General features: G+C 59.7%; 13 protein-coding genes. 2 read left to right on the top strand and 11 right to left on the bottom strand.

The genetic code is table 11. The annotated features are described in order from the left end of the window. Positions 1–99: 99 nt before the first annotated feature. Genes KRR23_RS28770 through KRR23_RS28760 form a run of 3 tightly spaced genes read right to left on the bottom strand, consistent with a single transcriptional unit; the run spans position 100 to position 1,402 of the window. On the bottom strand, positions 100–444 hold the full coding sequence (locus KRR23_RS28770) for a YegP family protein (RefSeq protein WP_216745204.1): 345 nt from the start codon (positions 442–444) through the stop codon (positions 100–102). 56 nt (positions 445–500) lie between these two features. After that, positions 501–806, bottom strand: coding sequence for a ribbon-helix-helix domain-containing protein (locus tag KRR23_RS28765; protein WP_054596073.1), 306 nt, complete (start codon positions 804–806; stop codon positions 501–503). A gap of 14 nt (positions 807–820) precedes the next feature. Beyond that, positions 821–1,402, bottom strand: a complete 582-nt coding sequence (locus KRR23_RS28760) for a DJ-1/PfpI family protein (RefSeq protein WP_054596072.1) — start codon at positions 1,400–1,402, stop codon at positions 821–823. Between the two features lie 387 nt (positions 1,403–1,789). Here KRR23_RS28760 and KRR23_RS28755 point away from each other — a divergent pair, with 387 nt between their 5' ends. Beyond that, positions 1,790–2,710: a DMT family transporter gene (locus KRR23_RS28755; protein ID WP_216745203.1), complete on the top strand. Its 921-nt coding sequence runs from the start codon at positions 1,790–1,792 to the stop codon at positions 2,708–2,710. On the opposite strand, the gene KRR23_RS28750 is transcribed toward KRR23_RS28755, so the two are convergent. The 4 genes from KRR23_RS28750 to KRR23_RS28735 all read right to left on the bottom strand — a co-directional run bounded on the left by KRR23_RS28750 (position 2,703) and on the right by KRR23_RS28735 (position 6,265). Further along, positions 2,703–3,920 (bottom strand): SAM-dependent methyltransferase, encoded by a 1,218-nt coding sequence (locus KRR23_RS28750; RefSeq protein WP_216745202.1) that lies wholly within the window; start codon positions 3,918–3,920, stop codon positions 2,703–2,705. The genes KRR23_RS28755 and KRR23_RS28750 overlap by 8 nt on opposite strands. 261 nt (positions 3,921–4,181) lie before the next feature. Beyond that, positions 4,182–4,799, bottom strand: coding sequence for a TPM domain-containing protein (locus tag KRR23_RS28745; protein ID WP_216745201.1), 618 nt, complete (start codon positions 4,797–4,799; stop codon positions 4,182–4,184). Positions 4,800–4,827: 28 nt separating this feature from the next. Beyond that, on the bottom strand, positions 4,828–5,580 hold the full coding sequence (locus KRR23_RS29335; protein WP_216745200.1) for a YgcG family protein: 753 nt from the start codon (positions 5,578–5,580) through the stop codon (positions 4,828–4,830). A gap of 76 nt (positions 5,581–5,656) precedes the next feature. Then, entirely contained in the window at positions 5,657–6,265 is a 609-nt protein-coding gene (locus KRR23_RS28735; RefSeq protein WP_216745199.1) for a LemA family protein, read from the bottom strand. Between the two features lie 240 nt (positions 6,266–6,505). Here KRR23_RS28735 and bglX point away from each other — a divergent pair, with 240 nt between their 5' ends. Then, entirely contained in the window at positions 6,506–8,797 is a 2,292-nt protein-coding gene (gene bglX, locus KRR23_RS28730) for a beta-glucosidase BglX (RefSeq protein WP_216745198.1), read from the top strand. 171 nt (positions 8,798–8,968) lie between these two features. On the opposite strand, the gene KRR23_RS28725 is transcribed toward bglX, so the two are convergent. The 4 genes from KRR23_RS28725 to KRR23_RS28710 all read right to left on the bottom strand — a co-directional run bounded on the left by KRR23_RS28725 (position 8,969) and on the right by KRR23_RS28710 (position 12,219). Continuing rightward, entirely contained in the window at positions 8,969–10,126 is a 1,158-nt protein-coding gene (locus KRR23_RS28725) for a phosphatidylserine/phosphatidylglycerophosphate/cardiolipin synthase family protein (RefSeq protein ID WP_216745197.1), read from the bottom strand. A gap of 1 nt (position 10,127) precedes the next feature. Further along, positions 10,128–10,718, bottom strand: a complete 591-nt coding sequence (locus tag KRR23_RS28720; RefSeq protein ID WP_216745196.1) for a YceI family protein — start codon at positions 10,716–10,718, stop codon at positions 10,128–10,130. 83 nt (positions 10,719–10,801) lie between these two features. Beyond that, positions 10,802–11,128, bottom strand: coding sequence for an amidase (locus KRR23_RS28715; RefSeq protein WP_216745195.1), 327 nt, complete (start codon positions 11,126–11,128; stop codon positions 10,802–10,804). Next, positions 11,125–12,219: a serine hydrolase gene (locus KRR23_RS28710; protein WP_216745194.1), complete on the bottom strand. Its 1,095-nt coding sequence runs from the start codon at positions 12,217–12,219 to the stop codon at positions 11,125–11,127. The genes KRR23_RS28715 and KRR23_RS28710 overlap by 4 nt, the downstream gene beginning before the upstream one ends. Between the last annotated feature and the right edge of the window lie 183 nt (positions 12,220–12,402).

Raw genomic sequence — 12,402 nt, 5'->3', positions numbered from 1 at the left:
CTGTTGAATACAGAACTCAGGCCGCTCAGGCATAGACATGTAAACGTCCAGCTTTTTGGGGTCAGATCAGAGCATGGGAACGATCATCATCAGCAGCCTTTAAAACACCGGCAACGTCTTGTCCTTGATCACCTTGGTCGGCCCGTTGGCCTTGACGCTGGCGATGCCTTTTTCCAGTGCGGTGTCGGAAGCGTAGGCTTCACTGCTGCCGATGATCTGATGATTGGCAGCCGTGAGATTGAAGTAAGGATGGCCATCCTTGGTGGTTTTTTTCTCGTAGCATTCATCCAGTGGGCTATTGGCCTGAACCGAGGCGATGCCGCCATCAGCAGCGCTGCGCGTGGTGTACAGCTCGCTGGTAAGAATGGTCTCGGCGTTGGCCGCTTTCAGCACAAAGCGAAACTGGCCAGTGATGCTTTTGCTCAACTCGTACCATCCGGACATGCTCGTTCTCCTTGGCGATTGAGGGCAGCGCGCTTCAGAGTAAAGACCAGGCAACCCTACTTCACCACCGCGCGCACCACCGATAACTCCGGCGTCGTCACCCGGCGCTGGCTCAGGTAACGCGTGCAGCTGACCCGCAGGAACGAGGCGAAATTCACCACTTCGCCCCGGTAGTCCATCACCTCTTCATAGAGCTTGGCGATCAACTGGTTGGTGGTCATGCCATCGACTTCGGCGATCTCGCTGAGGATGTCCCAGAACTGGTTCTCCAGCCGCAGCGTGGTCACCACCCCGCAGATGCGCAGCGAGCGCGAGCGTGACTCGTAGAGGATCGGGTCGGCTTTGACGTACAGCTCGCACATGCGCAGGCCTCCGCTTACAAAGTGATTTTGGTGCCCAGCAGACCAAGGAAACCGGCCAGCCAGCTCGGGTGTGCCGGCCAGGCTGGAGCCGTCGCCAGATTGCCCTGAACGTGACCTTGAGTCACCGGAATATCGATGAACGTGCCACCGGCCAAACGCACTTCTGGCGCGCAGGCGGGATAAGCGCTGCATTCGCGACCTTCAAGAATCCCCGCCGCCGCCAACAATTGCGCGCCATGGCAGACCGCCGCAATCGGTTTGCCGGCCTTGTCGAAGGCTTGCACCAGTTGCAGGACTTTTTCGTTCAGACGCAGGTATTCCGGCGCCCGACCACCCGGCACCAACAACGCATCGTAGTCCGCCGCATCGACCTTGGCGAAGTCGAAGTTCAGCGCGAACAGGTGACCGGGTTTCTCACTGTAGGTCTGGTCGCCTTCGAAGTCATGGATCGCAGTGCGCACGGTCTGCCCGGCTGTTTTGTCCGGGCACACCGCGTGCACCGTATGACCGACCATCAGCAGCGCTTGAAACGGCACCATCACTTCGTAGTCTTCGACATAATCGCCGACCAGCATCAGAATTTTTTTCGCGGCCATGGGGATGACTCCTCTGGTAAAAACTTGGGCAGGAAGGAGTATTCAAGGTAGTCCGAATCCAGCGGGACGGGTAATAACCAGCTATTACGTAAAACAGTGCACTCCCTGTAGCTCGCAGATACCTTTGTGGCGAGGGGGCTTGCCCCCGTTGGGGCGCGCAGCGGCCCTCAATCCATACACCATTTTCTTTCAGGCAAACCGCGTCAATCTGTTTACGACTGCTTCGCTCGAACGCGGACCGGCCGACGGGAGCAAGCTCCCTCGCCACAGGATCTGCGGTTGCTTCAAACTGTACGTGTCACTCTGTGCCTAGCTGTAGCAGCGCTGCGCTCCAGGTTTATGGCTAGATGAACGCTCTCCCGCCACTTCAGAATTCTGGTTACCGTTATGTCCTCGCGCGAAAACACCGGCATGGCCCTGGGCCTGCTCGGCGTCGTCATCTTCAGCCTGACCCTGCCCTTCACCCGGATCGTGGTGCAAGAAGTCCATCCGCTGCTCAATGGGCTGGGCCGAGCGTTGTTCGCGGCGATTCCGGCGGCGTTGTTGCTGCTCTGGCGGCGAGAGAAATGGCCGACCTGGAAACAGATCAAAGGCCTGACGTTGGTGATTGCCGGGGTAATTCTCGGTTTCCCGGTACTCTCGGCCTGGGCCATGCAAACGCTGCCGGCGTCTCATGGCGCGCTGGTCAACGGTTTACAGCCTTTGTGCGTGGCGCTGTATGCCGCATGGCTGTCCCATGAACGACCGTCGAAAGCCTTCTGGGCCTGTGCCGCATTGGGCAGCGCGTTGGTCCTGGGTTACGCCTTGATCAGCGGTGCCGGCAGCATCCAGGCCGGTGATCTGTTGATGCTCGGGGCGATTGCCATCGGTGGCCTGGGTTATGCCGAAGGTGGCCGGTTGGCCAAGGAGATGGGCGGCTGGCAAGTGATCTGCTGGGCGCTGGTGCTGTCGACACCGCTGTTGATCGGCCCGGTGACGTATCTGGCGCTGCAGCACCAAGGCGAGATTTCGGCGAAAACCTGGTGGGCCTTCGGTTACGTGTCGTTGTTCTCGCAATTCATCGGCTTCTTCGCCTGGTACGCCGGACTGGCGATGGGTGGCATCGCCCGAGTCAGTCAGATCCAGCTGCTGCAGATCTTCTTCACTATCGCCTTCTCGGCGCTGTTCTTTGGCGAACACATCGAACCGATTACCTGGCTGTTTGCAGTCGGGGTGATTGTCACCGTGATGCTCGGGCGCAAGACGGCGGTGCGCCCGGCACAACCAGGCACGTTACCGACGGGTATTCAGATCAAGCCGTTCAAATAAGCAGCCCATCGGCCCGCAGCAGGGTTTCCAGACAATGCTCGGTGATGTGGTAGAACGCCTTGAGCTCCTGGATTTTTATCAATAGCTGCGCCGGGTCCACCGGCTCAGCGCGTTTGACCGCCAGGATCATCTTGTTCTTGTTGGTGTGGTCCAGAGAGATGAACTCGAAGACCTTGGTTTCATACCCGCAGGCCTCGAGGAACAACGCCCGCAGACTGTCGGTGACCATTTCGGCTTGCTGACCAAGGTGCAAACCGTATTGCAGCATCGGCTTGAGCAGCGCCGGGCTCTGGATCTGCAGGCGAATCTGCTTATGGCAGCACGGCGAGCACATGATGATCGCCGCCCCGGAGCGGATGCCGGTGTGGATCGCGTAGTCGGTGGCGATGTCACAGGCATGCAGGGCGATCATCACGTCCAGCTCGCTCGGTGCCACGCTACGCACATCACCACATTTGAACACCAGCCCCGGATGCTCCAGGCGCGCGGCAGCGGTGTTGCACAGGTTGACCATGTCTTCGCGCAACTCGACACCGGTGACCACGCCTTCGGCGCGCAAGGTGTTGCGCAGGTAATCGTGAATGGCGAAGGTCAGGTAACCCTTGCCTGAACCGAAGTCCGCCACGCGAACCGGTTTATCCAGCGCCAGCGGTGAAGACGTCAGCGCATGGCTGAAGACTTCGATGAACTTGTTGATCTGCTTCCACTTGCGCGACATCGCCGGAATCAGTTCGTGCTTGCTGTTCGTTACACCGAGATCCGCGAGGAACGGTCGGGTCAGGTCGAGGAAGCGGTTCTTCTCACGGTTGTGCTCGGCGGACGGCACTTCGCGCAGTTGCTGGGGTTTGCTCTTGAACAGCGAGCTCTTGCCCTTCTTGCTGTATTCGAGCTGGGCTTCATCGGTCAGCGCCAGCAGGTGAGCATTCTTGAAGTCCTGCGGCAACAGCGCAGCAATCGTCGCGATGCCCTCTTCGATCGGGAAGTTCTTGGTGATGTCACGCGTCTTGTAGCGATAGACGAAGGACAGGCACGGCTGTTCCTTGACCGTCAGCTGCTTGATGATGATTCGCTGCAAGTCGACTTCAGCGCCGACGTACTTGGCCAGCACCAGTTTGATGAAGGCGTTCTGCGCCAGGCTGGTGCTCAGCAGGTCGATGAATTGCGCGTGATGATCCGGCGTGAGGCTGGCGGGAGTTGCGGTAACAGACATGTAAAAAGCGCCTCGGGCGGTGCGGATCGGGGAATGACCGGTATTTTAGGGGGGATGGCGCGTCGGGACACGCAGTTATTTACGAACGGTGCACATCCTGTGGCGAGGGAGCTCGCTCCCGCTCGGTTGCGAAGCAGCCGCAAGACAGGCAACCGCGATTACCTGATGGACCATGTTTGCTGGTTTTAGGGCCGCTTCGCGCCCCAGCGGGAGCAAGCTCCCTCGCCACAAAGTTCCCGGTTCTAAATCCCAGAACCAGCTTCAGCCCAGAACCACCAACCGATTCGGTAACTCATTGCGCGCCTGCGTCACCGGCACATGCACCTTGAGCAACTCGCCACAGGCCTCGATGCAGGTGACAAAGCCCTGCAACGTCTGGCCCTGTTTCACCTGTCGGGTGAAGGCTGCGACGATCGGGTCCCAGTTTTTGTTATCCAGCCGCCTGGAAATCCCTTCGTCCACCAGGATCTCCACATAGCGCTCGGCTTCACAGACGAAAATCAGCACGCCGGTGCCGCCGACGGTGTGGTGCAGGTTCTGCTCCAGAAACTGCCGACGCGCCAGGTTCGAGGCGCGCCAATGGCGCACCGACCGCGGGATCAGGTGGGTGGTGATCGACGGAATCCGGAACACCAGGCACAAGACGATAAAACTCACCCACTGCACCAGCAGCAAGGTGTGCATGTTCAGCCAGCCGGTAACGTAGTGCACGATGCCCGGCACGATCAGCGCCAGCAGGCTGGCCCAGAGCAGCGGGATGTAAGCGTAGTCGTCGGCCCGGGCCGCGAGCACGGTGACCAGTTCAGCGTCGGTGTCGCGCTCGACACGCGCGATGGCCTCGGCGACTTTGCGCTGTTCGTGTTCCGTCAGTAATGCCATGGTTTTGAATGCTCGCTCATTATTGTTATCACCAGCCGCCCGACGAACCGCCGCCCCCGAAACTGCCCCCGCCGCCGCTGAAGCCGCCGCCCCCTCCCGAGCCGCCGCCAAAGCCTCCGCCGCCAAACCCGCCGGAACCTCCGCGACCGCCGCCACGGGGCAGGATGCCGAGCATCTGCAAGATAGAAATCGTCAGGATAAACAGCACCGCCAATAACACGAATACTGTCGGATGACGCCCGATAAAGTCGCTGCCCTGATCACCACCCGAATCATAAATCGTCGACGGTTCATCCAGTGGGCTGCCGCCCAGTACCACCAGCATCGCGGCAACGCCGTCACTGATGCCTTTGCTGAAATTGCCGGACTTGAACGCCGGAGTGATCACCTGATTGATGATCACCGAACTTTGCGCATCGGTCAGCCGATCCTCCAGGCCATACCCGACTTCGATCCGCAGCTTGCGCTCGGCGCGAGCGACGATCAGCAAGGCGCCGTTATTCTTGCCCTTCTGTCCGATGCCCCAGTAACGCCCCAACTGATAACCATAGTCGTCGATGCTGGTGCCTTGCAGGTCCGGCAGCGTCACCACCACCAACTGCTCGCCGGTGGCCTGTTCGTGGGCCTGGAGTTGCTGGGTCAGTTGCTCGCGCACCACAGGCTCGATCATCTGGGCGTTATCCACCACCCGACCGGTCAACGCTGGAAACTTCAGCTCGGCCTGAGTGGTGATGGAAAAGATCCAAAGCATCACCACCAGGCTGATTTTCAAAACGCGCATTGGCACCTCATCCCTAATGGCTCCTGAATCGGTGGTATCCCGACAGCACTGAAAACCCGCCGGGAACCTGCGCTGATCAGAACTTCACTTGCGGCGCCTTGTCGGCACCCGGGCTGGTGGCCTCGAAGGTGTCGCGCAACAGCAGGTCGCTGTACAGCACGCTGTGCCACAAACGGCCTGGGAACGTCCGCAGTTCAGTGTTGTAATTCTGCACCGCCAGGATGAAATCCCGGCGCGCCACGGCGATACGGTTTTCGGTGCCTTCAAGTTGCGATTGCAGCGCCAGGAAGTTCTGGTTCGCCTTCAGGTCCGGATAACGCTCGGACACCACCATCAAACGACTGAGGGCGCCGCTGAGCTGATCCTGGGCCTGCTGGAACTGTTTGAGTTTTTCCGGGTTGTCGAGGGTGCTGGCATCGACCTGGATAGAGGTCGCCTTGGCCCGCGCTTCGACCACCGCCGTCAGGGTCTCCTCTTCATGCTTGGCGTAACCTCTGACCGTTTCCACCAGGTTGGGGATCAGGTCGGCGCGACGCTGGTACTGGTTCTGCACTTGCGACCAGGCCGCCTTGGCCTGCTCGTCGAGGGTCGGTATGGTGTTGATGCCACAGCCGGCCAGAACCGTGCTGAGCAACATCAATACTGCTATTTGCCAGCCCGAACGATAGCGCTGTTGTACATTCATGCGAGTGATGCTCCCTTGCCCATTACCCTGGAAATATTCCTGCGCGCCTTCAACTCGAACTCTTGGGGCATAATCTGCCGCCGCCACTGGATTGCATCGGGCCAATCGGCTAAAAGATGCCCAGCGCTGAAAGAGTTTAGAAGTTTGCGGCATTTAGTCGAACAACAACAGACGCCCCCTAATTTTTGGCTGACCGGCACGTAACCACTGCGTCCGTTTAGGCTTTTGAGATCACTATTCATGAAGAAGCTGTGTTTGCTGGGCCTTTCCATCGGCCTGGCCAGTCACTCGGTATGGGCCGATACAAAGCCTGCACCTATTGAAAACAAGGACGCTTTCGTCAGCAACCTGATGAAGCAGATGACCCTGGACGAAAAGATCGGCCAATTGCGCCTGATCAGCATCGGCCCGGAAATGCCCCGCGAGCTGATCCGCAAGGAAATCGCCGCCGGCAATATCGGTGGCACGTTCAACTCGATCACGCGTCCCGAAAACCGTCCGATGCAGGACGCGGCCATGCGCAGCCGGTTGAAGATCCCGATGTTCTTCGCCTATGACGTAATCCACGGCCACCGGACCATTTTCCCTATCCCCCTGGCCCTGGCCTCGAGTTGGGACATGGATGCGATTGGCCGCAGCGGGCGCATTGCTGCCAAGGAAGCCGCGGCCGACAGCCTCGACATCACCTTCGCGCCGATGGTCGACATCTCCCGCGACCCACGCTGGGGTCGCACCTCCGAAGGTTTCGGCGAAGACACTTATCTGGTCTCGCGCATCGCCAAAGTGATGGTCAAGGCCTACCAGGGCGAGACCCCGAGCGCGGCCGACAGCATCATGGCCAGCGTCAAGCACTTCGCCCTGTATGGCGCGGTCGAAGGCGGTCGCGACTACAACACCGTCGACATGAGCCCGGTGAAGATGTACCAGGACTACCTGCCACCGTACCGCGCCGCTATTGATGCCGGCGCCGGTGGGGTGATGGTTGCGCTGAACTCGATCAACGGCATACCGGCCACTGCCAACCTGTGGCTGATGCAGGACTTGCTGCGTAAAGAGTGGGGCTTCAAGGGCCTGGCAGTCAGTGACCACGGGGCGATCTTCGAGCTGATCAAGCACGGCGTGGCCCGCGACGGGCGTGAAGCGGCGAAGCTGGCAATCAAGGCCGGCATCGACATGAGCATGAACGACACCCTGTACGGCAAGGAACTGCCAGGGCTGCTGAAGTCCGGCGAAATCCAGCAGAGCGACATCGACAACGCCGTGCGTGAAGTGCTGGGCGCCAAGTACGACATGGGCCTGTTCAAGGACCCGTACCTGCGTATCGGCAAGGCCGAGGATGATCCGGCCGACACCTACGCCGAAAGCCGTCTGCACCGCGCCGAGGCCCGTGACGTTGCACGTCGCAGCATGGTGTTGCTGAAGAACCAGAACGAAACCCTGCCGCTGAAGAAGACCGCGAAAATCGTCCTGGTCGGTCCACTGGCCAAGGCACCGATCGACATGATGGGCAGCTGGGCTGCCGCCGGCAAACCGGAACAGTCGGTAACGTTGCTCGACGGCATGACCCGTGCCCTGGGTGATCAGACCAAGCTGACCTACGTCCGTGGCGCCAACATCACTGAGGACAAGAAAGTCCTCGATTACCTGAACTTCCTCAACTTCGATGCTCCGGAAGTGGTGAATGACCCGCGTTCGGCGCAGGTCATGATTGACGAAGCGGTGAAAGCCGCGCAGCAGGCTGATGTGGTGGTGGCGGCAGTCGGAGAATCCCGTGGCATGTCCCACGAATCGTCGAGCCGTACCGACCTGAACATCCCGGCCAACCAGCGCGACCTGATCAAGGCCCTGAAAGCCACCGGCAAACCGCTGGTACTGGTGCTGATGAACGGCCGTCCGCTGACGATTCTCGAAGAGAAGGAACAGGCTGACGCGATTCTCGAAACCTGGTTCACCGGTACCGAAGGCGGCAACGCGATCGCTGACGTGCTGTTCGGTGACTACAACCCGTCCGGTAAGCTGCCCATCAGCATCCCGCGTTCAGTGGGGCAGATTCCGACCTACTACAACCACCTGAGCATCGGTCGCCCGTTCACCCCTGGCAAACCGGGCAACTACACCTCGCAGTATTTCGATGACACCACCGGGCCTCTGTTTCCATTCGGCTACGGTCTGAGCTACACCAGCTTCAGCCTGTCGGACATGGCCCTGTCGTCGACCACGCTGAACAAGACCGGCAAGATCGACGCCAGCGTGACCGTTAAAAACACCGGCAAGCGCGACGGCGAAACCGTGGTTCAGCTGTATATTCAGGACGTGGTCGGTTCGATGATTCGCCCGCTCAAGGAACTGAAAAACTTCCAGAAAGTGATGCTCAAGGCCGGCGAACAGAAAGTCATCCACTTCACCATCGAAGAGGACGACCTGAAGTTCTACAACGCCCAGCTCAAATATGCAGCAGAACCTGGCAAGTTCAACGTGCAGATCGGCCTCGATTCCGAGGACGTGACGCAGCAGAGCTTCGAGTTGCTTTAACCCCCCTGAAATCTGGCGGGCTCTTGTGGCGAGGGGGCTTGCCCCCGTTTGGCTGCGTAGCAGCCATAAAACCTGCAAACTCATTCTCAGGACAGAACGAGTTTGCCGGTCTTAGGACCGCTTCGCGGTCCAACGGGGGCAAGCCCCCTCGCCACAGTTCCACGTAACCGGCTATCCTCGCCGATCCAGCAGATTGACCACCATCCGATCCACCCATCCCCACACCCGCTGCTTGACCCGTCGCCACAGCGGTCGGCGTTGCCATTCCTCAAGACTGACCCTTTGGCTTAACGCAAAGTCCCTCTCGAAACTCGCCGCCACCGCCAGGCTCAATGTCGGATCAAGGGCTTCCAGGTTGGCTTCCAGATTGAAGCGCAGATTCCAGTGATCGAAATTGCATGAGCCAATGCTCACCCAGTCATCGATCAGGACCATTTTCAGGTGCAGGAAACACGGCTGGTATTCGAAGATCTTCACCCCGGACTTGAGCAAGCGCGGGTAATAACGATGCCCGGCGTAGCGCACCGACGGATGATCGGTACGCGGCCCGGTCAGCAGCAGGCGCACATCGATGCCCCGTGCAGCAGCCTTGCGCAGCGAGCGACGGACCTTCCAGGTTGGCAGGAAGTAAGGCGTGGCCAGCCAGATTCGCTGCTGGCCGCTGTTCAGTGCGCGAAACAGCGATTGCAGGATGTCCCGGTGCTGCCTTGCGTCGGCATACGCTACCCGGCCCATGCCTTCACCCATCGGCGGGACCCGTGGCAGACGCGGTAAACCGAAGTGGGAGGCAGGTTTCCAGGCGCGACGGTGGCGGTTGGCGATCCATTGGCGGTCGAACAGCAACTGCCAGTCGAGCACCAGCGGGCCGCCGATTTCCACCATCACTTCATGCCACTCACTGGTTTCGCAACCTGGGGTCCAGAACTCGTCGGTGACGCCCGTGCCGCCGACCACCGCCAGCGACTGATCGACCAACAGCAACTTGCGGTGGTCACGGTAAAGGTTGCGCACCCAGCGCCGCCAGCTCAGGCGATTGTAGAAACGCAGTTCCACGTCAGCCTCGATCAGGCGTCGCCGCAGACTCAGGGTGAATGCCAGGCTGCCGTAGTCATCGAACAGACAACGTACGCGCACACCGCGCTCGGCGGCTTGCACCAGCGCCTGAACCATCGCCTCGGCACAGGCACCCGCCTCCACCAGGTACAGCTCCAGTTCGACCTGTTCCTGCGCAGCGGCAATCGCCGCCAGCATCCGTGGAAAAAACTGCGGCCCGTCGATCAACAACTCATAGCGATTGCCTTCGCGCCAGGGAAACACTGCACCGCTCATGTCAGCGCGCCGTGAAAATCAGCACCGCACCCACCGGCACCGACGAACTGATGGCCGACAGGCCGGCGATTGTGCGCAGGTTTTCCAGCCCTGGCAGCAGATCGAAATCCGCAGCATTAAGTACCAGCGGTTCCAGGGTCACCACTTGAAAACGCCGATCATCGAGGCGTGTCGCCAGCAACTCGGCGTAGTAAGCGTGCTCTTTGCCGTGAAGGCTGACCGTCAGTGGCAAACGCAATTCGAGTTGCGCGCCAGGGGCCAGATCCTTGATCGGCCGCAAGTCAATCTGCGTGCTGATCAGCGCTTCAGGGAACGTCTTGATCTCGAACAGCTCTTTGCGCATGCGCTCATCGCGCAGCGGAATGCCGCTGTTGACCGACTCCAGTTCGACCTGCACTTGCGCCTGGCCGTTGGCATCGACCTTGCCATGCAGCACCAGAAAGCGCTGAACCTCGGAGAGATTGGCGTTCTTGGTGGAGATAAATGACAGACGTGAAGATTCACCGTCCAGGTACCAGTCGGCGTGAGCTGGCGAGGTAACGAAAGCCAACGGCAGCAAGGCCAGGGCTGTGCAGCAAAACCGCTTGAACATAAACACTCATGGGCAAGTAAACCTGAGCCGAACCTTAGCCTGAGTGAACGCGCTTGCAAACCGCGCAAGGCAAAAGACCGCCTCTATGGGCTCAACCGACACCCCTGACGAGCCCCGAGCCACGCAGCAATATGACTGCGCCCCATGCCGCTGACCGTCACGCGCTTGTTGGGAGCGTCATCGAGAAAACTGCTGACGGGCACGTACTGCGTCACATAGCCCTGGCAATAATCCGCCGGGTTGTTCTCGACATACCGGCACGAGCAATACTCCTTGGCGGTGTAGGCGCTGATGATGTCGGGGAACGCCCACAACGCGACCCGCTCCTGCCAGATCCAGCCGAGCATCACAGCGATCAACAACAGCAACATGCTGAGTCGTGGTCGACGGCGAATAAATCTGAAATTCATGGCTGCACCTTCTGCGCAAATGCCGCCAGTGCCAGTCTGAGCAATTCGTTGTGCCGGTAACTGCCGTCGCGATCATCGCCATAGCGCACGATCACCAGGTTCTCGCTGGGCACCACGTACAGCGCCTGCCCCCAATGACCGAGTGCGGCAAAGGTGTCATCGGGTGCGTCTTCCCAGGGTCTTTCGGCGCCGTCGACCGCCCGATTGAGCCACCAATGCCCGCCGGGAACGGCTTCATCCTGATTGGCCTTGAAGCGAATGAACGGTTGGCGGTTGAACTCGACCCAGTCCTTTGGCAGCAACTGCCGGTTACCCCAGCGACCGTCGCGCTGTATCAACAGGCCGATCCGCGCCAGATCGCGAGCTGTCATATAGGCATAGGACGAGGCAACAAACGTCCCCGTGGCATCGGTCTCCCAAACCGCACTGCGAATCCCCAGAGGGCCGAACAACGCGGTCCATGGATAGTCGGCGTAGCGCTGCGCACCGACCATGGTCTTCAGCGTTGCCGACAATAGATTGCTGTCACCGCTGGAATAACGAAACGCCTGACCCGGTGGGCTGAACTCGTCATGGCCGGCAGCGAACGCAGCGATGTCCTGGCGTCCATGGGTGTAGAGCATCGCCACTATCGAAGAATTCAGCGGTGCATATTCATAGGTTTCCTGCCAGTCCAGCCCCGAGGCCCAGTGCAGCAAATCAGCGACGGATACATTCGGATGGCTCTGCAAGGGTGGATAAAACTTCGCGGCCGGGTCCTGCAATTTGAACAAGCCTTCGCCATAGGCCACGCCCAGCACCGTGGCCATCAGGCTTTTACTGACGGACCAGGTCAGGTGCGGTGTCTCGGCTGTGGTTGGGCCGGCGTAGCGTTCGTAGATCAATTGCCCGTCACGAATCACCAGCAAGGCGTCGGTGCGAACGCCTGTGCGGCTGCCGTCGTCGCGCGGAGCAAAGGCGTAATCCTCCAGGGCCTGAAGCGCCGGACCACTGATTTTCGGGCCGGGCGACCATTGCTCGGCGGGCCAGTTTTCCGCCAGAACCGGAAGGCTGACCAGCAACATGAACAGCAGAGTCAGGCGTTTGAACACGACAGGCACTCAGAGGGATTAACCCTCTGAGCGTAGTCGAGCCAGATGACAATTTTGAAATCTGTGTCGTTTATAAGAAAGTCTTCGCAAGCAAGCCCACTCCCACAGGTAATGCTGTTCACTTAAGGAAGTTTGGAGGCCTGAGAAGTATCTGTGGCGAGGGAGCTTGCTCCCGCTGGACTG

The organism is Pseudomonas sp. CVAP#3 (assembly GCF_018986375.1).
Classification (GTDB): Bacteria; Pseudomonadota; Gammaproteobacteria; order Pseudomonadales; family Pseudomonadaceae; genus Aquipseudomonas; species Aquipseudomonas helvetica.
This window is presented reverse-complemented; position numbering and strand designations above follow the sequence as displayed.

Bases quoted from the DNA above. Each gene is read 5' to 3' on its own strand.
- KRR23_RS28760 (WP_054596072.1), bottom strand. From the start codon at position 1,402: ATGGCCGCGAAAAAAATTCTGATGCTGGTCGGCGATTATGTCGAAGAC.
- bglX (WP_216745198.1), top strand. From the start codon at position 6,506: ATGAAGAAGCTGTGTTTGCTGGGCCTTTCCATCGGCCTGGCCAGTCAC.
- KRR23_RS28715 (WP_216745195.1), bottom strand. From the start codon at position 11,128: ATGAATTTCAGATTTATTCGCCGTCGACCACGACTCAGCATGTTGCTG.
- KRR23_RS28735 (WP_216745199.1), bottom strand. From the start codon at position 6,265: ATGAATGTACAACAGCGCTATCGTTCGGGCTGGCAAATAGCAGTATTG.
- KRR23_RS28725 (WP_216745197.1), bottom strand. From the start codon at position 10,126: ATGAGCGGTGCAGTGTTTCCCTGGCGCGAAGGCAATCGCTATGAGTTG.
- KRR23_RS28745 (WP_216745201.1), bottom strand. From the start codon at position 4,799: ATGGCATTACTGACGGAACACGAACAGCGCAAAGTCGCCGAGGCCATC.
- KRR23_RS28770 (WP_216745204.1), bottom strand. From the start codon at position 444: ATGTCCGGATGGTACGAGTTGAGCAAAAGCATCACTGGCCAGTTTCGC.
- KRR23_RS28765 (WP_054596073.1), bottom strand. From the start codon at position 806: ATGTGCGAGCTGTACGTCAAAGCCGACCCGATCCTCTACGAGTCACGC.
- KRR23_RS28755 (WP_216745203.1), top strand. From the start codon at position 1,790: ATGTCCTCGCGCGAAAACACCGGCATGGCCCTGGGCCTGCTCGGCGTC.
- KRR23_RS28750 (WP_216745202.1), bottom strand. From the start codon at position 3,920: ATGTCTGTTACCGCAACTCCCGCCAGCCTCACGCCGGATCATCACGCG.
- KRR23_RS28720 (WP_216745196.1), bottom strand. From the start codon at position 10,718: ATGTTCAAGCGGTTTTGCTGCACAGCCCTGGCCTTGCTGCCGTTGGCT.
- KRR23_RS29335 (WP_216745200.1), bottom strand. From the start codon at position 5,580: ATGCGCGTTTTGAAAATCAGCCTGGTGGTGATGCTTTGGATCTTTTCC.